Origin of the sequence: Hymenobacter wooponensis, assembly GCF_004745865.1 — a bacterium.
Lineage (GTDB): Bacteria > Bacteroidota > Bacteroidia > Cytophagales > Hymenobacteraceae > Hymenobacter > Hymenobacter wooponensis.
The window spans coordinates 1-21,117 of sequence record NZ_SRKZ01000002.1 but is presented as its reverse complement, the minus strand read 5'-3'; the positions used below and the strand labels follow the sequence as shown (position 1 = coordinate 21,117).

Annotated in this window: 13 protein-coding genes; 3 read left to right on the top strand and 10 right to left on the bottom strand. The window is 53.1% G+C overall.

The annotated features are described in order from the left end of the window. Positions 1 to 20: 20 nt before the first annotated feature. The 9 genes from EU557_RS06205 to EU557_RS06165 form a co-directional block, all read right to left on the bottom strand. Complete coding sequence (locus EU557_RS06205; protein WP_135529572.1) at positions 21 to 1,220, bottom strand: glycosyltransferase; 1,200 nt, start codon at positions 1,218 to 1,220, stop codon at positions 21 to 23. A gap of 120 nt (positions 1,221 to 1,340) precedes the next feature. Continuing rightward, on the bottom strand, positions 1,341 to 2,549 hold the full coding sequence (locus tag EU557_RS06200; protein WP_135529571.1) for a glycosyltransferase family 2 protein: 1,209 nt from the start codon (positions 2,547 to 2,549) through the stop codon (positions 1,341 to 1,343). After that, a complete protein-coding gene (locus EU557_RS06195) occupies positions 2,546 to 3,454 on the bottom strand; it encodes a glycosyltransferase family 2 protein (protein ID WP_135529570.1) in 909 nt (302 codons plus the stop codon). Before EU557_RS06195 ends, EU557_RS06200 begins: the two co-directional genes overlap by 4 nt. Continuing rightward, positions 3,447 to 4,898, bottom strand: a complete 1,452-nt coding sequence (locus tag EU557_RS06190; protein WP_135529569.1) for an O-antigen ligase family protein — start codon at positions 4,896 to 4,898, stop codon at positions 3,447 to 3,449. The genes EU557_RS06195 and EU557_RS06190 overlap by 8 nt, the downstream gene beginning before the upstream one ends. Positions 4,899 to 4,937: 39 nt before the next feature. Next, entirely contained in the window at positions 4,938 to 7,067 is a 2,130-nt protein-coding gene (locus EU557_RS06185; protein ID WP_135529568.1) for a GumC family protein, read from the bottom strand. Next, positions 7,064 to 7,804: a TolC family protein gene (locus EU557_RS06180; RefSeq protein ID WP_135529567.1), complete on the bottom strand. Its 741-nt coding sequence runs from the start codon at positions 7,802 to 7,804 to the stop codon at positions 7,064 to 7,066. Before EU557_RS06180 ends, EU557_RS06185 begins: the two co-directional genes overlap by 4 nt. Beyond that, a complete protein-coding gene (locus EU557_RS06175; protein ID WP_135529566.1) occupies positions 7,804 to 8,721 on the bottom strand; it encodes a sugar transferase in 918 nt (305 codons plus the stop codon). The genes EU557_RS06180 and EU557_RS06175 overlap by 1 nt, the downstream gene beginning before the upstream one ends. An 83-nt stretch (positions 8,722 to 8,804) precedes the next feature. Further along, positions 8,805 to 9,182 carry a response regulator transcription factor gene (locus EU557_RS06170; protein WP_135529565.1) on the bottom strand — a complete coding sequence of 126 codons (378 nt, stop codon included), beginning with the start codon at positions 9,180 to 9,182 and terminating at the stop codon, positions 8,805 to 8,807. A gap of 540 nt (positions 9,183 to 9,722) precedes the next feature. Next, positions 9,723 to 11,777 (bottom strand): ATP-binding protein, encoded by a 2,055-nt coding sequence (locus EU557_RS06165; RefSeq protein ID WP_135529564.1) that lies wholly within the window; start codon positions 11,775 to 11,777, stop codon positions 9,723 to 9,725. Positions 11,778 to 11,979: 202 nt separating this feature from the next. Here EU557_RS06165 and EU557_RS06160 point away from each other — a divergent pair, with 202 nt between their 5' ends. The 3 genes from EU557_RS06160 to EU557_RS06150 all read left to right on the top strand — a co-directional run bounded on the left by EU557_RS06160 (position 11,980) and on the right by EU557_RS06150 (position 19,405). After that, positions 11,980 to 12,996, top strand: coding sequence for an MBL fold metallo-hydrolase (locus EU557_RS06160; RefSeq protein ID WP_135529563.1), 1,017 nt, complete (start codon positions 11,980 to 11,982; stop codon positions 12,994 to 12,996). A gap of 496 nt (positions 12,997 to 13,492) precedes the next feature. Beyond that, complete coding sequence (locus EU557_RS06155; protein WP_135529562.1) at positions 13,493 to 16,252, top strand: TonB-dependent receptor; 2,760 nt, start codon at positions 13,493 to 13,495, stop codon at positions 16,250 to 16,252. Between the two features lie 309 nt (positions 16,253 to 16,561). After that, a complete protein-coding gene (locus EU557_RS06150) occupies positions 16,562 to 19,405 on the top strand; it encodes a TonB-dependent receptor (RefSeq protein WP_135529561.1) in 2,844 nt (947 codons plus the stop codon). Between the two features lie 88 nt (positions 19,406 to 19,493). Here EU557_RS06150 and EU557_RS06145 read toward each other — a convergent pair whose 3' ends face one another. Next, a complete protein-coding gene (locus EU557_RS06145; RefSeq protein ID WP_135529560.1) occupies positions 19,494 to 20,183 on the bottom strand; it encodes a hypothetical protein in 690 nt (229 codons plus the stop codon). Between the last annotated feature and the right edge of the window lie 934 nt (positions 20,184 to 21,117).

Genomic DNA, 21,117 nt, shown 5'->3' with positions numbered 1-21,117 from the left:
GGTGCAAAGCCTGTGTTCTTCTAAGAAGCGGCTTGCAATGAGGGCTCCAGAGCATCGTAGATTTTAGAGACAACGGCCTCCCAGGTATGGCTCTGAGCGCACCGAATCCGTGCTTTTGCCACCGATTCGTCTTCCTCACTCAGGGCTTGCTCAAGTTGCTCCACCCATTCCTCGTGGGAGCTGGCAACTAACACGTGGGGTAAAAACATCTCCATCGCCTGAGTTTCGGTGGCCACTACGGGCTTGCCCATAGCCAGATACTCGTCTATTTTCAATGGGTAGTTGCCGATGGTGATTTCGTTAACAATCTGTGGGTTAATGCACACATCGAAATGCGCCACATAAGCAGGCAACTGATCCGGAGTTTTAGTACCCAGGAAATAAACGTTGGGCAGCTCATGCAACCGGCTCTTCTCAAAGGCCTCGTCTTCTGGCCCTACTAGCACGAGATTCCACTGGGGGCGTTGGCGCGCGATATGGATTAGTAAGTCGATATCTAACCGCAGCTCAGTGAGGTAGCCCGTATACCCAATGATGGGCCGAGCCACGGTGGCCATGTCCTTGGGCATGTCGTAGTGGCCATTCGACTGGTACAAGGACAGTACGCACCCCTGGCCTACGTCGTGACTTTGGGGGTTGAACTTACGCGCATAATCACGCAGCCAAACCGAGTTGGCCGTTACTACGTCCGCGCGTTTGATTAAATCTGCTTCCAGCCAGGGCCCATGCCGCTTAAAGTAGGGCTGGGGCAGCACAAAGTCGCGGATGTTGTAGATGTATTGTATGGGTTTAAGCAAATGGGGCAATTCCAGGGCAGGGTAAATTAGGCCATCCTGCAAGAAGTAGTAAGAGTCGAAGCCCAGCATCTTAGCGGCCTTCTGAATGCTACGAGCCAGTAGTCGGCCATTTACGCGATTCGCGGTTTTGAACAGGGGTTTAGAGGCCATCCAGTTGGCCGATAGAAAAATAACTCCCGTGTTGTATACCCAAATATTAGGCTCTACCTGCTCCATGGCCTCTGCCTGGCCTAGTACCACCCGCAACCGCTTTTGTATCTCAGGCTGCTGATAGGAGCGCAGCAGGGTGTTCATGTCTAGGGGCAGATTAACATAGAGTACTCGGTTCGTTTTGCTGAACTCTTTCGCCAGGTTGCGTGAATTTATGCCAATGGTTGTGTCCCAGGACTGTTGGGAAATGATGATGATGTTCTGGTTGTTCATGGGGCACACGTGAGTTGGCTGCTACCTGTTGGAAAAAACCTTCAGGCCTTTCCTTAGGCCAACAACAAAGCAGATCAGCGTTGGTAAAGCAATGAATTCCCAAGGCATACGGAGTAATGCTTAGTGCTGCGCGGCCTCGGCGCTGGTGGTAGCGTGCGGGGTAGGCAGAAAGGAGGTTTTGGCTTTTTTGGTCTGCAACAAGGCTATTACCATAGCTCCTAGTGCAATGGGCAAGTGCCATATGGCTTGCCCTACCTGCCGGTTATACATACGGCCCGGAAGCGAAATGAGTAACGACATTCCGGTGCCAAGCAGCAGGCCGGCCCAGAACAACGTAGGAGGCCCTGCCGGCCAACCCGGCAGAGAGAGCAGCAGAAACAGGCCTAGCACCCCTAGCAGCAAAATGCGGGGTACAAGCAGCGTTTGCAGTACTTTGTCAAAGAACTCTCCGTTGCCGCGCCAGAGCTGCACGGGCCCTTCCCAGAAGTATTTCTTCAAAAACTCAAGCTGAGCGGCAATCCAGCGGGTGCGCTGCGTGGTGAAGGCTTTAGAGTTTGGGATTTTCTCGTCGAACACGTAGGAGTTGGGCAGATAGGCAATCTTCACCCCGTCTTTCACGATGCGGAAGTCCATCTCCTTGTCTTCACCAGGAGTATCGCCAATATCTTGAAGTAGTTGCTTGAAGTACCCGTACTCGAAGGCCATACCAGAGCCAATCAAAGCCGCCGACATGCCCAGGCTGGCGTGGCCCTGGCGGAAAATGTGGTTGTTGATTTCCTCGTTGCAGGCATCGAGCACGGCAAAAGGTGAGTCAACGTTTTTGGCAGTGCGGTGGCCCTGTACTACTCGGTAGCCGGCGGCAAAAGCTCGGTTTACTTCCGTCAAGAAGCCAGTATCCATCACGTTATCTACGTCTAGCACCACGGCTACATCGTAGCTCTCGGCCGGGAGCGTCTGCAGGGCCACGAGCAAGGCTTTACCTTTCGTGCTCTTCTCGAAGGCTACCTCAATTACCCCAATGTTCTGGCTGCGCAGTTTTGCGACGGTGGCAGGCTGCAGGCCATCGGCAATAACGTGCACCTGCATCTGACCAGGGTAGGCGTGGCGTTTAGCGGCAGGAGCTGTCTCCAGAATAACGGCATCGGCGTGGTAGGCGGGAATAAGAACGCACATCCGCTGGAAAGCAGCCGGAGCTTTTTCCAGCGGCGCCAAAGGAGCTTGTTTCCAATGCCCCGCCAAAGCAAAAAACAGCAGGTAGAGTACGTTGAAAAGCAGGAAGAGGCCTACCGCATACAGCACCAAAGAAATTAAAGTAAGGAGTAGGCTCATCGTAAGTAATGATTTTGATGCACGTTGTGAGGCTGTAGGTGCCACTTAAGCCCCCGCCATAGTGCGCTTAAATATTTTTGCTCTAATCGTAGTGCATGTACGGCCACTTGTTTGGGCACAGCCACGAACAAGAAGAATAGCAGTCCGCTCCAAAACCGCATACCCGTTGAGTTACGACGGATAAACAGTAGCCGGTTGCGGTACATATAGTAGGTGCGCATCACGGACCCCTGGCCTACGGAGACAGACTCTTTGTGGTAAACGGTAGAGTCGCCGACGTAATGGCACTCGTAGCCGCCACGCTTAATCATCTCACACCAGTCCAGCTCTTCGTAGTACAGGAAGTAGAGCTCTGGCATGAGGCCTACTTCTTTGATTAGGCGCATGGGAACCATCATGGCTGCACCGTGGGCTAGAGCCGTAGGAGCCGAGGCGTTGTGCTGCCCGTGGTCCTTTTCCATCAGGCCGTAGGTTACGCTACGCCCGGTCCAGGGGTTGATGCCGCCACAGCCCGCGTACTGAATGAGGTTATCAGTGCCGTAGAAAATAAGCTTGGGGGAAGCAATGCCCGCCTTTGGGTTGGTCTCGAACAGCTCTACCATAGGCTCCAGGAAGCCCGGCTCTACCTCGGTGTCATTGTTGAGGAAGAGCAGATACTTGCCCTTAGCAGCGGCAATGCCCAGGTTGTTGCCACCGGCAAAGCCCAGGTTCTCGGCAGAGCGAATGACCTGCACATCCGGAAACTGTGCCTCAATGGGCGCAACCTCCTGCTCAGGTGAGGCATTATCAACTATAATAACCTCCACATTTGGGTACGTCACCCGCTGCAACGACGCGAGCATCTCGCAGGTCACGCGGGCCTGTTTGTAGTTGACCGATATAATGGAGACAAGTGGCCTAGACATGCTTAACTACTGCAGTAGAAGGAGGGGTGTCGAGCTCAGGGCCCAGAAAAACGAAAACCCAGGACAGGTAAATGATCATTGCCGACGGTATCTGGTTCATAACCTCGTTGCCGTAGCTAGCTACCAGAATGCCGCTGTAGCCTGCCGTCAGGGCCAGCAGCTTTTGGCGGAGTATGGGGTCGCGGATGCGCCAAACGATGCCGCAGCACTTCCCCAGGATGTAGACCATCATGCCAAACCAGATGATGAAGCCCACAATCCCATACTCTGCCCAGATCTTCACATAGAGACTATCTGGCTCAATGGTAGAAATGTATTTGTTAGGGTTGAACTCGTGGCCCCAGCGGCCAATTGTGCCTACTCCTTCGCCAAAGGGTTTGTCCTCTAGGAATTTACGCAATTTCATCTGATTGGAAAGGCGCAACTGAAAAGAAGCATCCTCAGGGTCGAGCGAAGACCGCAGACGAACAATGTCGGCATTGCCGCTGCCGATACTGGTGAATTTTAGTGCCCCAAAAGCGGCCCCAGCAACCAAGCATCCCAGAATTAGAATTTTGATTTGCTTGCTGAGAGCTAGATAGACAAAGAGACCAGTAGCTACCACAAAAAGAGCTCCTCGGGTACCCGATATGAGCATGCCATAAAACAGTAGGCCACTTGCTACCGCAAACAAAACCCGCTTCCACCAGGTGAAAGGGCCTAGAGCCAGTACCAGACAAATAAGGCCAATCTCAGCCTGCGAAGCACCAAACTGAGCGGCCTCACTATAGTAAGAAAATACCCGCAGCTTGCCCCAGATAAGGTGCGTACGCGCCTGCCCCGAGTCTAGCCAGTGTTGCTCGGCAGCATCTAGGCCGATGAACTTCTGCTTCATGCCATAAAGCGCTCCTAGCACGGAGAGCCCAATGATCAGAATAAGGAACAAGCGTAAGTCGCGCTGGGTATTGAACACGAGGAAGCCCAGCGGTACAGCCAGCACCCAATAGAGGGTAAGGCTGCGCATTTCATAGAACCAACCCGTGACGTTTGCCCCGGATGGATTAGCTAGCTGAAATACGTTGATGATAAACCAAAGTAGCGCCAGCAGGCAAATGTCGTTCTGGATGCGCTGCCACTGTACTTCTTCTGGGCGGAGAAGTACGGCCAGCCACGTGAGTAGCAGTACCCCATCCATCCCAAGCCCCAACGGAATGCCGGTAGCCAAATGGCGCCCAACAAAGCCCAGAAGGAAGCAGTACAGAATGTAGGCCACCATGCCCGTACGAGGGCTATGGAAAACCAAGTACAAGAAAAAGACCAGCAGCGGCAGCCCTAAAAGCACACCCGGTATCACCGGGCCCGCTATGCCAGCCAGCCAACCTGCTCCCAATGCTCCCAGCACCGCCGCCGGTAAGAGCCAGCGCGAGTTCAGTAGGTTTTGAGAAAAAGAGGGGGTGATTTTCATAAACGCAGGCAACAGTGCGGTTAGGAGGGAAGCGCCGCGTTAGCTCAGCGCTTCTTCGCCATCGTGCAAGGCTACCCCTGACAGTACAACTTCAACTGGGGCGGTAGTAGAGGCCCGCAGGCGCTCCACCGTTTCGTGGTCGGTCATGCGCCAAGCGCGGGTAGCAGGTACCGTCAGGAAAACAAGGTTAAGCTGACGCAATACGCCTACTGGCAATGCTTCTTCGCGCAGGGCAGGAAACTCAATAAGTACTACCTGCACATTGGGGGCACTCAGCTCAGTCATGCGCTTAGGTACAGCATGCTGAATCAGTTGGTCAAGGGGCCAACCCTGAACGGCCGCCGCTTCCGAGGGGTAGAAGAGGGTAGGAGCCTCTAGGGTTTCGTCATTGTCGTTGCCATCGGGGTAGAGGGCTAGCGTTTGAATCCCCATCTCGTGGCACCGCTGCGCCAAGGCCTGGCACAAGGTTGTTTTACCTTCCTGGCGCTGCACACTGAATACTCCCACTACGAAAGGAGAAGTAACCGGATTGGAGTTCGCCTTCAGCAGGATGTGCCGAACCAGCTGGTCGAGGCTGCGCTGCTGCGAGGCTTGTAGGAGCTTGGGAGCAGCGTGCGTATCCAGCATCATACCGGCAACGGGCAAGCCTATCCGGCGTGCTGCAACCGTTGGGTTCTTCAGCGACTTATCCAGCATTCCTAGGCCAATCACTAGGCCAGTAACGAATACGAAACCACCCACTCCGCTCAGCAACACGAGCAGCATGAGCTTGCTGGTCTTAGGACGAGCAGGCAGGTTTGGTGGGTCAATAATTTTCAGGTTGGCCGTGAGCTGGGTGTTCTGCTGCGAGGCTTTGCTGGCATTTAAGCTGTTTAGGACCGTCAGGTAATTCTGCTCCGCCAGTTCAATCTCGCGGCCAATACGCTTAAGCGTAGCCCCTAGGGGAGCCATACGCTGGTATTCACGTTCAAACTCCTGCTTGCGGCGGTTCATTACCTCCAGTTTAGCGCGGCTAGATTCTACCTGCACCATATCCTGTACCCATTCAGAAAGCAGATCCTGGTTCGGGACTCCCTCCGTTGAGTTGCTGTGGGCGTAGTAGTTGTCTACGTTAGCCTGAATAGCTTGGGCAGTTTTATCGGCTTCAGCCTGCAGCTGCTTTACTTTTGCTGCCGAGCCAGGCTCCTGCTGTTGGCTGTAAAGTTGCTGATCGGCAATGGCCGCATTTAGGCGAGCAAGCTTTTGCCGCTGCTTAATCACGTCTCCATTGCCAGACACTAAGGCCACTTGGCGGCCGCCCAGCTTCGTGTTGATGGCACGCAAAGCAGCTTGTGCTCCAGCGTACTGCTGGCTTACCTGCGAGAGTTCAGTGGCCAGAGCTTCTTTCTCTGTGGCAATGTTCTTTGACTGCTCCTCGTAATTGATAATGTTATTGTCGCGGTTAAAGGATAGGTTTTCGCCTTCGGCTTTCGCCAGGCGGGCTTTCGCCTGCTTTAGCTCCTCCTCGTAATACGCGATAACGGAAGAAGTTTGGCCTTCCCGCAGATTCTTAGACTGCTCCAGAAATACGTTAGTTACCAGAGCCAACGTAGTGCGGCACAGTTCAGGATTGTAGCTCTCAAACTGCAGCTTAATCAGGTCGCTGCTCCCAATGCGGGCAGCGGTCAGCTGAGTTAACGCATCAATAGAGTAGGTACCGTTGGTGGAGTTTACCAGCTTATACAGCGCGTTGGTATTGTTCGCCTGGGCATAGCGCCGCACATTTTCCAGAGTGGCCTCCTTGGTTGGGCCAGTTAGCTCCTGACGCAGTTTGGTCGGAACACTTTCCCGTAAGGCATCATACGGCGCTACACTCAGCAACGACGGTTGCTGGCTGGCTTGCCAGATATGAATAGCCAGCAGCTGATACACCACCTCCTCTTTAGTAGAGCGCGATGTAATTAGGTTAACCAGGTTGTCAAACGCGTTGCTCGTCTTGTTATAATCAGCTTCAGCATTGCCAGTAAGTGAGTAACCCGAGGCGATACCCGTATAAATGGTGGTATCTGAAGCATATACTTTAGGCAGCTTCCGCGCAAAAAAATACGTTGAGGCACTAAGTGCCAGGGGCACCAGTACTAGTAGTGGCCATTTCCGCGCCAGCAAGCGGAGCAAGTCAGAAAGGTTCATCGAGAGGTCATTAAGGAGGAGATCTTAGTACCTACCATTTCCTCCAGGATCATGAAGGCTGTATCGTATTGGGTACGAGCAGTTTCCTGTGAAACGGACAGCTCTGTGAGCTGATTACTGACGGCTGACAGAGCGGGAAGAGTAATCTGCCCTTGGCGAAACTGCTTTTCAGCGAGTTGATAATTCGTCTGTACCGTTACTAAAGCTTCTTGCCGTAAAGCCAGGGTTTTGCGGGCTAGCAATACATTTTGGTACAACTGAATTACTTCTCGGCGAAGTACATTTTCTTGCTCTTGGCGCAAGGCTTCCATGCGCTGGAAGTTCAGCTCCTCTTTTTTAATCCGGTTGCCGCGGTTTGTAAGCTGGCCGAGCGGCAACCCCACACTAACGCCAGTATTGTAGCGGGGGGCACTCGTAGTTCTGAACTGATTCGGATTGTCAATGTCGGCGGTGGTAATACTAGCCAAGTTGCCATAAGTATAGCTTCCGCCTAGAGCTACACTTTCCAAAATGTTCTTCTTCGCAAGCTTAATATCCTGTTGGCTAATTGATTTCTCAATTTCCATGGACTTCAGTTGCGATGAGTGCTTAACAGCGGCAGTTATCAGCAGAGGAATTGCCGTGTTAGGAGTGTCAAAGAAGGTACTTTGCCAGCTTTCGTTTGACGTAGTTTTGGCTTGGCCTAAGGCTAGTGTAGTGTGTAGAGCCAGTAAAAGGCCGCCCAATAACTTTTTCATTACACGTTTTCTTTCTGGAACAGAGCCGGGATTGTCTTGCAGACAATTTGTAGATCCTTTACTAAAGAGTAGCTTTTAGCATATTCAACATCTAATAGCTTACGCTCTTCGGCCGACATACTCTTGCTGCCACGCTTGCTCACCTGCCAGAGGCCCGTGATACCAGCGGGCGCCATAAAGCGGGCCGCAAACTCATCCGTTGTGATTTTTTCAGCCTCATACAGGGGCAAAGGGCGGTTGCCTACAATAGACATATCGCCGCGGAGTACGTTGAAGAGCTGTGGCAGTTCATCGATGCTGGTGTTCCGAATGAACTGGCCTATGCGGGTTACACGAGGGTCATTGGCAATCTTCACGAAGGCCGATTCAGCTTCTAGCTTTTTAGCAAGCTGGTGCTGGCTTTCGCAGATTACTTCGCCCTTGCTATCAATTAGTTGCTGCCGGCACGACATGCCTTGGGTGCGGCACTTGGGGCAGAGCGGAGAGATATAGGTAGCTTCCTGCTCGGCTGCGGCCTGGTATTGGTTGAGCCCCTTCATTGATGCCAGGAGTTTATCCGCATCTGGGCGCATAGAGCGAAACTTCCAGAACTTAAAGATTTTATAGCCCATGCCCACCCGGTAAGAGTAGTAAAACACGGGCCCCTTCGACTCTAGCTTAATAAGAATAGCAACTATCAGGAAAAGAGGCGATAAGCAAATCAACGCCAGGGTAGCGAAGACCACGTCGAAAATTCTCTTACCTAATAGGAAGCGCACCTGCGGCGGATGCTGCGTAGAGTTTGACTTCGCTTTCGGGGGCTCTACTGGAGAAGAGGGACCAGCGGCATTAGCGTCGTTAGTTGATGCAGGTGTCTGGGGCCGAGACCTATCCTTGGTTGTTTCTTGAAACAACAGGTTGGTGATAGTGGCATTCATAAGCTCTGAATTTTGTGTGTTGCACGGCTCAGGGAGATGGGAACGGGTGGGAGCAGAATAGTGCAGATATTTCTTAGCAAAAGTCAGGCCCGAACTCTATCGAGCAGCTTTTTTACTCGCAAATCGAGTTCTTCTGGGTTAAATGGCTTCACAACGTAGTCATCAGCACCTTGCTTAAGGCACTTGATTTTATTGCTGGTTTCATCCTTGCCAGACAGCATCACTAAAGGAGTGTAGCGGTGAGAGTGATGAGCTCGTACGCGCTTAATGAAGTCAAGCCCATCCATAACGGGCATCGAATAGTCAGCTACAATGGCATCGGGTGTGTTGCCCTCTTCAAGCCAAGTCATTGCTTCCGAGCCATTTGACTTCAGTACTACCTGATAATCAAAGTTGAAGTAGTGCTCCAGAATCAAGCATATCGACGGCTCATCGTCAACTATTAGTAGAGTCTTTCTCATATGAGTAGGAGTGTAAAGCAGGCAGTAAAAAGAGCACTATAACGTATAGCTCATCCTGCTTTACCAGGACAGAGCAAATATAATGTGGTAATAATTATAAAAGTAGCCGCTTAATACCAATTATCCAAATATATTTCTTTTACGGTGGAGCTTGCGTTTTACCGTAAAAAAACAATCTGGGATAAATATAAGGCTATTTGCGTGCCAAAAACCGTTTATAAGAGATTTATAATTTTGAAAATACAGACCTGATACGGAGGTCTATCTTCAGGGTTATACATTTTGGTGATTTTTGTATCAAAAGTTGGCTTAAAACCCCCAAAAGGCTGATTTTTTGTTATTTATACGGATTTATTTGTATTTGAATGGGCGTGTTGTACACCGCTTGAAAAGTCTGATATTATCAATTAATATAACTAAAATAAGTAGTTGCAATCGATTGCAAATGGGCTAACATCTTCTCTAAGTACGAGATAGATCAATTGACCATTGCTATACCAAGGCTGTTCCTGCTAACAGTGGCTTAACTTTAATATAAGATTAAGACAACTGAGCCAACTCTTGCGCGAACAGATCTACAAACTGCTGGGTAGCCTTGGAAACTGCGCTACTCAAGGGTTGTAGCTCATGTTTAGGGGCTTGCAGAGCGGCTAACTCTTCAAGACGCTTCAAATGACTTGTTTCTGGCTGAATGTTCAGGCTGCCAAACGTAGACTTCAACGTATGTGCCTCACGGGCTACATCCTCCCAGTTCTCTTGCTCTATGGCTTGCTGCAAGGTTTCAACCTGACCAGGAACGCGCTGAATAAACAACTCCAGCATTTTTCGGATGAACTCCTTATTAGTGGCCAACTTACCTAGCATATAGAAGTCGTAGCGCAGGTTGGGGTCGTGGGGCGGTACGGGCGGCGCGGGCGGCAACGGGATCTGCTGCCGCTGGCTCACTTGTGCCAAAAGGTTGTAAAGCTCCGTCTCGGAGTAAGGCTTAGTGAGAAAATCAGTGAAGCCGAGCTGCTCATACGAGTCTTCACTGATGCGAATAGCATCGGCCGTTAGCGCAATAATTGCGGTCTGCTGGTTGGGGTTAGCTTCTTTCCGCAGCCAGGCAGTAGCAGCTAGGCCATCAAGTTGAGGCATTTGCACATCCATCAGAATGAGGTCATACTTCCGCAGCTTCGCTTTGTTGATAGCTTCCTCGCCGTTCTGGGCTAGGTCTACCCGCACTTGCCACTGGCCTAGCATGGCCACAGCAATAAGCTGGTTAACGGAGTTGTCTTCAGCCAGCAGAATTGAGAGGTCTTCCAGCAGGTCGAGGGGCTGGGTTATCGAAGCCTCCTTCTGAATAGGCTCGTCGCTTACCTTATAGGGTACCGTGAAGTAAAAGCAGCTACCCTGGCCTAGCTCACTTCGCACTCCAATCTGGCCACCTTGCAACTCCACAATATTCTTGCAGATAGTAAGACCTAAGCCAGTACCCCCGTACAGACGGGGGATGCTGCTATTAGCTTGCTGGAAGCTATTAAAGATCAGGTGCAGGTTGTCAGCACTGATACCAATACCGGTATCGGCTACACTAAAGGTAACGGGCAACGTGCCATCCTCTGCCGCGCGGCCATCAATTGTAATGGTAATGATGCCTTGCTGAGTAAACTTAATAGCGTTACTGATCAGGTTTACCAACACCTGATGCAGCCGGAAAGGGTCGCCCTTGGCTTGGGGTAATTTCTCGTTTAGGTTAACAATGTGCAGTAGTAACCCTTTCTCTGCTATTTTGAAGCTCAGGGAGCGGGCCGCCTCCTGCACTATCTGCATAATGTCGAAGGGGATACTTTCTAAGTTAATGGTCCCGGACTCGATTTTGGCGTAATCGAGAATGTCGTTAATGATAACCAGCAGGTTTTCCGTGCTAGATTGAATCATCTCGACATAATCATCCTGCTCGGCTGAGAGTGAGCTTTTCTTCAGCAGTTCTGTAAGGCCCATCACGCCGTGCAAAGGCGTTCTAATCTCGTGGCTCATGGTGGCCACAAAATTCTGTTTTGCCTGAACGGAGTCTTCTGCTACACGATAGGCGCGTTTTAGGTCTGTTATATCAGAGGAGTAAGTGAGCAGAAAGCGCGACCCATCGCTACGCACCAGGGGGCTTTTGGTGGTGTAAAACCATACTGTCTGGCCATCCTTGAGCTGGTAACACTCCTCAAACGAAGTGGAAGCATCGGTAGGCCACTCCACAGATTGCTGGCTAATAGGAATGCCAGGTTGTTTTTCTTCCAGCCTATTTAAGTCGATACGCTGGTTTTGCAGGTGCAGGTAGCTCTTGTTTGTGAGCACGCAGCGGCCGGCTTCATCCTCCACATATATAAGGTTGGGGCTGTTGTCAATAACCTGACGCGCTAAGCCTTGCTGATCTTCCAATTGCTGCCCCGTGCGTTTTAATTGGCTGATCAGTTCCGTTAAGCTCTCGACGGCATTGGACGGGATGCGTGCCGTGGCTAGGCTAGTAGAAACGGCTTCAAGCTGGGCGCGCAGTCGGATTACCTCAGCTTCAGCAGCTTCGCGCCGCCGCCGCTCAGCAGCTAATTTTCGGATGGTCATGGTAAGGAGGCAAAAGGCCAATTAACCACAAAGTAGCACTCAGCAAATAAAAAACAGAATTTGCGCACTGGCATTGGACAGTAACAGTCCAAAATTTGGGGTGGTATTTTTCCGCAATGGATTGCGGTAGCTAGGCCACTTAAAGTAAACTAATGGGTTACTCGTCTGAGTAACAGCACTGCATAAGCGGTGACTACTCTGCATGAAAACTCCTTCCCGCTTCAACGGCAAAAAATACCTAAATACCATTCCCACCAGCATGTCGGCAAACTATGGTGTGATGCTCCGGCGGTGGTTAACTGGCAAAGAGGAGCGAGAACCCCGCACTCCGCTAGGGCCCTTCCGGGCCGATGTAGCCGCCCTGCACGAGCCCGTGCCCACCGATGCGCTGCGCGTGACGTGGTTTGGGCATTCCTCTACGCTTATTGAAATAGATGGCCTACGTTTCTTGACTGACCCCGTGTGGCGGCTGCGAGCTTCTCCGGTGGCTCTTGGCCCCAAGCGTTTCTTTGCACCACCACTGGCCCTAACCGAACTGCCGCCCCTGGATGGCGTAGTACTCTCCCACGACCACTACGATCATCTTGATAAAGATGCCATTCGGGAGCTAGCCCGCACTGGGGTTGCGTTTTTTTGCCCGTTAGGAGTAGGTGGGCACTTGCGGCGCTGGGGCGTGGCAGCTGCGCAAATCACGGAGCTAGACTGGTGGCAAGAGGTGCGCGTAGGCCACTCGCATACGTTGGCTGCCACCCCGGCTCGCCACTTTACTGGCCGCGGCCTCACCCGCGACAATACCTTATGGGCCTCATGGTGCATTCTGGGACCCAAACATCGCGCGTTCTTCGGCGGCGACTCTGGGCCTTTTGAAGCCGGCTTCAGCGAGATAGGAGAGGTCTACGGACCGTTTGACCTAGTAATGTTGGAAGTAGGGGCATACGATGAGCAATGGGCCAATATTCACATGGGCCCCACTCATGCATTGGCTGCTCACCAAGCTCTAGGTGGGGGGGCGCTGCTACCTCTTCATTGGGCCACGTTTAACCTCGCTTTCCATAGCTGGCACGAGCCGGCTGACCGCTTAGTAGCAGAGGCTAGGCCAGATGTTACCTTATTATTGCCCGCGCCGGGGCAGCGCGTAACCGTAGCCGAGGGGCCATTAGGCGCATACTGGTGGCAAGCTTATCTAACAAACACGCTTGGCGCCTTGGCCAGCAAATAGCAGGAGAGATAAAACAATTTACTTCGGTTAGTAGTAGTTGGCGTCAGATGCCGGATGCTAGGCCACTGCCTGCCCGGCTTTTTGTTGTTGCCACGTGAAAAATTCTCCCGCAGCTGCCCTGCATTTGCACGCAACCCGGCGGCTTGTTACCTGCTTGCCTCTTTCCGCCTATGTTCAGCTGCCCGTTGGTTTTGCTGCAGCGGGATGTTGTTGCTGTTGTTGACACGGTGGAAGGCTGCCTACGCGCAGCATAGGCAGAAGTAATCTGCCAAATTCCGGCTCTTACCATTACTATATGTTAGCTGAACACTACCGGCGTTTGCCTGTGGTTATGCGTATGTGCGCGAAAGGCCTGTAATGGGCATCGATGGTAAAGGCGCTTCATAAAGTTTTTATGTAGTAGGAGCCGCAACATGTTTTTCTGAGTTGACTGTCTCTTGGCTGCCATACACTGGCCTAGGAGCTGTGTAGTTGTTCCCCTTATTCGCTTACCTGTATGGAAAATCTTTTCTCTGCTCGCATTGGGCTAGTGACTGCCTTGTCAGTGACCAGTTTTGCAGCCGTGGCCCAAAATATAACCGTCACGGGCCGCGTCACGAATGCCGCTGGCCAAAGTCAGCCGGGCGTAACCGTGCTCGAACGCGGCACCACCAATGGCACCAGCACCGATGCTGATGGCCGGTTTAGCCTGAGCGTTTCGCCGGCTGCCACCCTAGTTGTATCGGCCATTGGCTCTACCACGCAGCAAATTCCAGTGAGTGGCCGCACGACCGTTGACGTGCGCCTAGCCGATAACGAAACTACCCTGAATGAAGTGGTGGTAACAGGCTCCCGTGCCGCCGAGGGACGGTCCAATATCCTCACGACCTCCCCGGTAGATGTTATTTCGGCCCGCGAAATCAAAGCCTACGCGCAAACCGATGTCACCCAAATTCTAACGTACATCGCGCCCTCCTTCCAGAGCACGCGCCAGACTGTTACGGACGGTACTGACTTCGTAGACCCCGCCACGCTGCGTGGCCTAGGCCCCGACCAGGTGCTGGTACTGGTAAACGGCAAGCGGCGCCACACCTCAGCACTGGTGAATATCAATGGTACACCAGGCCGCGGCTCTGTGGGTACTGATATGAACGTGATTCCGCCCGCGGCCATCAAGCGCATAGAGGTGCTACGTGAAGGCGCCGCCGCGCAGTACGGCTCCGATGCCATTGCCGGCGTTATCAACATTCAGCTGAAGGATGATACCACGGGTGTGCAAGCTAGCAGCACCGTAGGCCAAACCTACGAGGGGGATGGTGAGTTAGTGCAGGCCGATGCCAATGTAGGCATCGGGCTTGGTGGGCGTGGCTTTCTGGATCTGAGTGGGCAGTTCAGCAACCGCTCCTACGTAGACCGTAGCGGACGTGATACGGCACCGCTGATCTACTTGGGCACCACTACCGGTAACTACCCCAGCGGTTTGTCTGACGACCAAAAACGGGCTCTAAAAGCGCAGGACGATGCTTTGGTGGCAGAGCGTGGCTTCAACCGCCGCGATATTCGGGTGGGTAGCTCCGATGTGCGCACCTACGGCACCTTCCTGAATGCGGGCTACACGCTAGCGCCCAGCATTGGCTTAGAGGCCTACGTAGCCGGCGGGCTCACGCGCCGTACGGGGCGTGCAGGTGCACTTTATCGCCTGCCCAGCCAAGTACTTCAAAACGACCCCAGCATTTACCCCAATGGCTTCCTGCCTTTCATCAACAGCACAGTTGACGATGCCTCCATCATCACGGGCATACGGGGGAATGTGCTGGGCTTTGCCGCTGATTTGAGCAATACCTACGGCCGCAACAGCCTGCGCTACGAACTAGAAAATACCCTGAATGCCTCTTTACAAAACAGCCCTACCTCGTTCTACGCCGGCACACTGGTGTTTCAGCAGAATACAGTGAACCTGGGCTTTTCGCGCAAATTCACGAGTGTGCCCGTCATCAGCACGCTGAACGTGGCCTTTGGGGGCGAATTCAGGGTCGATAATTTCCAGATTAAACCTGGGGAAGAAGGATCCTATGCCGCCGGAACGCGCACTGTTAACGGCGCCCGGGCAGCCTTTGGGGCGCAGGGCTTCCCTGGCTACCGGCCTGCCGATGCTACCGACCGCACCCGCACCAACGTGGCGGGGTACATTGACCTAGAAAGCGACATTACAGAGCAGTTGCTGGTAAGCGTAGCTGGCCGCGCCGAGCGCTACTCTGATTTTGGCTCCAATGTGAGCGGCAAGCTAGCGGCTCGCTACAGCCTTACGCCCGATGTGGCCCTGCGAGGCGCCATCAGCAACGGCTTCCGGGCGCCTTCCTTGCAACAGCGCTACTTTACCAACTCCAGCACGCAGTTTACCAGCGGTGAGTTGCGCGACGTACTTACTACCAACAACGACGACCCTATTACGCGCGCTTTCGGCATTGGCTCGCTCAAGCAAGAAACCTCCAATAACTACAGCCTAGGCCTCACGGCGCGCTTATTGCGGAACATCACGTTGACGGTCGACGCCTATCAGATTGATATTGACGACCGAATTGTGCTCAGCTCCCAGTTCAGCCGGAGTACGGATGCCGTGGCGGCCATTCTCAATGCCAACCAGCGCCCAAACCAAAACCCAGTGCAGGGGGTGCAGTTTTTTGCCAACGCCGTGAACACCCGCACCCGTGGTATAGACATAGTAGCTAACCAGCGCCTAACACTAAGTGCTGACAGCCGCCTAACGCTGACGGCCGCGGCCAACTTCAACGAGACGAACGTGCGGAGCTTCAATAGCTCAGAGTTCATCGACAACAACGCCAGCCTGCAGAATACCCTCTTCGACCGGGCCCAGCGTGCCCGCCTCGAAAACGGCCAGCCCCGCAGCAAAATCAACTTAAGTGCTGATTACGGCTACAAAATCTTTAGCGTGAACGTGCGCACGGTGCGCTTTGGGGAAATTCAAACTAAAGATGCCAACCCCGATCGTTCGTACATCGACCAAACCTTCTCAGCTAAGTGGGTGACGGATTTGGTGCTGAGTGCGCAGGTGCTGAAGCAGGTGGGCGTGAGCATTGGCGTGAATAACCTGTTTGATGTGTACCCCGACCGTCTCTACCAGGACCCCAACAACAACGAGCAGAGCCTGAACTATACCACCCTAGACGCCACCAACCGTGGCCGCTTCCCCTATAGCTCCAACCAGTTTGGCTACAGTGGTGGGTTTTACTTTGGCCGCGTAAACGTATCCTTCTAGGCCAGTTCCCGCAATAGGCTAACCTTAATTATAGGCTGCCTCAGCATGTATGTGCTGAGGCAGCCTTTTTTGCTTGGTATGAAAGGAGGAGTAGGATGTGCTAGCCGTGCAGTAGTTCATGCTGGGCTTCAATATGATAACGTTGGTCGAGGAAAAGCAATATCTCGACAGCAAATAGTCAGTTGTCAATATTCGGTGATTATATTGACCAAAGTAAGCCGCGTCTCTGCCTGCCAAAATGCCCACTATTGATTTAAGTCTTCTTTGGCATTTCGCCCGCAACTCTAATTCTTACCATTCATTCCTTGTATGAAGAGACTACTACTTCTCCCCGCAGTAGCCATTGCCATTGTGAGCCAGGCGCAGGCCCAAAATATTACCGTCACTGGACGGGTGTTGGACAACAACGGCGCGGCGCAGCCGGGCGTAACCGTACTAGAAAAGGGCACCACCAACGGCACCAGCACCGATGGCAGCGGCCGCTACAGTTTAAGCGTACCGCCCACGGCCACCTTAGTTGTTTCGGCGGTGGGCTCGGCTACCCAGCAGATTGCGGTAAATGGCCGTACTTCCATTGATGTCCGGCTAGTGGATAATGAAACTGCCCTGAATGAGGTGGTAGTAACGGGTTCCCGGGCTACCGAAGGCCGTTCTAACATCCTGACCACGGCCCCCGTCGATGTGATTTCAGCCCGTGAAATCAAGGTGTTTGCCCAGACTGATGTTTCACAAATCCTGACGTATATCGCGCCGTCGTTTCAGTCGTCGCGGCAAGCCATTTCCGATGGCACCGACCATGTGGACCCCGCCTCCCTGCGTGGTCTAGGCCCCGACCAAGTACTGGTGCTGGTGAACGGCAAGCGTCGGCACTCGTCGGCGCTAGTGAACATCAACGGTACGGTAGGGCGCGGCTCCGTAGGTACCGACCTAAATACTATTCCGAATGCTTCCATCAAGCGTATTGAAGTGCTACGCGATGGTGCGGCGGCGCAGTATGGCTCCGATGCCATTGCTGGCGTCATCAACATTCAGCTAAAAGATGATACCACCGGTGTGCAGGCCAGCAGCACGGTAGGGGAGACTTATGAAGGCGACGGCCGCCTGTACCAAGCCGATGCCAACGTGGGTGTAGGCCTCAACGGCCGCGGCTACCTCGATCTGAGCGGGCAGTTTAGCAACCGGGGCTACACCAACCGCAGCGGCATTGATACGGCACCCCTCATTTATCTCGGAGGTAACGGGGGCAACTACCCCGGTAGTGCCAACACGGAGGATAAGCGTCGCGATTTGAAAGCCCAGGATGATGCCCTGGTAGCACAAAACGGTTATGACCGCAAAAACCTGCGGCTAGGCCAGTCGGAGGCCCGTAACTACGGGGGCTTCTTAAACTTTGGCTACAAGCTGGCCCCCGCCATAGGCCTAGAGGCCTACGTAACGGCTGGAGCCATGCAGCGGACGGGCAAGGCCGCCGGCTTCTACCGCTTACCCAACCAGATTACTCAGGTTGATGCCACCATCTACCCCAATGGATTCCTGCCCTTCATTAATACCACCATCAATGATCAGTCGATCATTTCGGGGCTGCGGGCGCGGGCGTTGGGGTTTGATATTGATTTGAGCAACACCTACGGCCGCAACGAAATCCGGTTCGACATCAGTAACACGCTGAATGCGTCGTTGCCCATTGGCATTAGCCCCACCAATTTCTACGCCGGCACTATTGCCTTCCGGCAGAATACCTCTAACCTCAACTTCACGCGGCGCTTCACTAACGTAGCCGTGCTGAGTACCCTAAACGTGGCCTTCGGCGGCGAATACCGCGACGACAACTACCGCATCAAAGCTGGTGAACGGGGCTCATATGAAAACTACGGCCGCGTCGTGACGCCGGGCACTCCGCCCACGTTTGCTGCGGCTGGCGCGCAGGTATTCCCCGGCTATCAGCCTTCTGATGCTCTAAACCGCTCCCGGCATAATGTAGCAGGCTACCTCGACCTGGAAAGCGACATCACCGAAAAGCTGCTGGTAGGCCTAGCCGGCCGCGCTGAGCGCTACAGCGACTTTGGCTCGAATGTGAGTGGTAAGCTGGCCGCCCGCTATAGCATTCTGCCCGATGTGGCCGTGCGTGGCGCCCTCAGCAACGGCTTCCGGGCGCCTTCTTTGCAGCAGCGCTACTTCACCAACACCAGCACCCAGTTTGTGCAGGGCGCCCCCAACCAGGTTCTCACCGTCAGCAACGACAACCCCATCGTGCGCAACAGCTTTACGCCCGGCGCCACTGGTCAGCAAGGCTTTGGGGTAGCGGCACTGAAGCAGGAGAAGTCGAAGAACTACAGCTTGGGTCTCACAGCTCGCATTCTGAAGAGCGGCTCTATTACCGTTGATGCTTATCAGATTGATATTCGGGACCGGATTGTGCTGTCGTCGCAGTTTAGCCGCGCTAATGCTACCGTGAATACCATCTTGGGTAATCTGCCCGTGAGTCAGGTGCAGTTCTTTGCCAACGCCGTGAACACCCGTACCCGCGGGATTGATATTGTGGCGAACCAGCGTATGCCACTAGGCCCTGGTAACCTGAATCTAACCGTAGCAGCCAACTTCAACGAGACCAAGGTGCGCAAGGTGAATAGCTCCGCCACCATTGATGCCGACCAGACTGGCCTACAGAATACACTGTTCGACCGTCAGCAGCGCGGCCGCCTCGAAAACGCCCAACCTCGCAGCAAAATCAACCTGACGGCCGGTTATTCTTTGGGCATCTTCAGCCTGGAGGCCCGCACGGTGCGTTTTGGAGCTGTGCAGTACAAGGACGCCCGCCTGGGCAGCCCCGCCGGCAACCCCAATTTCCTGTACTCCTCTATCGACCAAACCTTCCGAGCCAAATGGGTAACAGATTTGACCCTGAGCGCTCAGGTAACCAAGCAAATTGGCCTGACAGTAGGAGCTAACAACATCTTCAACGTCTACCCCGACAAATACAAGGTCGATCCGCGCAACAGTGCCACCAACTTCTCAGTCGACCCGCTGCTGAACTACAACTCCAGCCTCGACAACACCAACCGTGGCCGTACCATCTACAACCCCAACCAGTTCGGCTACAACGGCGGCTTCTACTTCGCCCGCGTCATCGTGAACCTGCCTACTACCAAGTAGACTGGCCTAGGCCACCTCAAAGCAAAAGCGCTGACTCCTAAGAGCCAGCGCTTTTGCTTTGAGGTGATTTTTATACGTTGACTTTCCTCTATTCCCGCACAAGTCGCACGAACTGTTGGCCATCAGCAGAGCGGGCGAAATAAATGCCAGGGGCTACCGAAGTAGCGGGGCGCCACGTAGCGGTACCATCGGGGCGGCTGTTTATGTATTCTACAAGCCGGCCTAAACCATCCGTTATCGTGACATGCTGTGAGGTGGCTACGCTGAATGATACCTGCGTGCGGAACGGATTAGGGCTGGCCGAGAGCACGAGTGGCTGTGCCCTTTTCGTCGACAAGACCTGATTGGTAACCCAAAAACTAAGGGTCCGGACTTCGCTGGCGTTGAGGGGGCAACTGTCATCGGCAACGGCAACAGTGAGCCGGTAGCGGCCTAAAGGCAAAGTGGCTGGCACGGCCCACGTCAGGCGGGCCTGCGTAGCGTTTAAAGTTTGGAAGGATGCACCCGGTACAATGGATGGCACGTCGCTCACGAAGCGCAACTTCTGCCCAGCATCGGCATCAGCAGCTGTAAGAGTGAGGACAACTGTTTGGCCGGGATTCACTTTGATAACCTGTTCCAGTGGTTGTGTGGTAGTGCTGTTGTTTACGGTAAGGCCAGTGAAGGTGGGGTTGAGGTTGGTACTGCTACGGTTACGGTATGTCTGGTCGCGAGTAACGCTGCCAATCTTTGTCCAGATATTATTGAGCTTCCGGTATTCATCTACTCGAACAGGCATAATAAATTCACCTGTCTCGAACCGTGCCGAGGTAGAAAGCAATGCTCCAGTAGCAGCATCGATTGTAAAATGAGGAGCAGCTGCATAGGGGGATATTTCATTAGGGCATGCCGCTTGGTTGTGTTGCGCCGCTAAATTTTCTAAAGGTGCAACTGCTTGGTAGACTAATGAATCCCCATCTAAATCAAAAGCGCTAGAACTGTATTGATGGAGTTGGTTACCGCTCATATAAGGTAGCTTGTACGCGGTAAATACTGGTGAGTGGTTCACCAGTCCACTAGAGTTATCTAGAAAGGACTCTATGTATAAGTTATGTGAAGCCGACTGACCTATGTTATAAATACCAATAGACCGGCTCTCTGCGAAAGTGCTCAGTGTCCACCGACCAGCAGGTAATTCTACATCTCCTTCAAATACATGGGTTTCAAATGTGCCAGTAGTGCACAATACAACATCCGGAGCAATTCGACGTGTGCGCAGTAAATCGACCTTGAAGCTGCCAGGGCCTGTGCCATCGCAGCTATTTTTGCTGCAGAGAAGTGCCTTTTGCTCCCCAAACCGAACGTTCGTACCTGCGATATCCTGATAGAGTCGCATGGTGACATGGTAGCGGTTTCCAGCGCCCGTAATGGGTTCATACAGGATTTCGCCGCCAACAGCATGCGTGGCCCAAGCTCGTATGGTTAGGCAAAAACACCCTAATAGGAATGACAAAAAACGGAGGGTATTTCTTTTCATAAGAATAATTGTAAATGTTTATGTGGCAGTAATATACAGGAAGAGCGGCGCACGAAGGTTATGCGCCGACAGGGCGTACGCATCAAAACTAAGACGCTGTCTTGAGGGCTGACCTTTGTCTTGTTAGACATCGTTAAGCACTTCATGCTCAGCCAACTCCTTGTCTCATTCGCTACGCTACCGGACCCACGTTGTC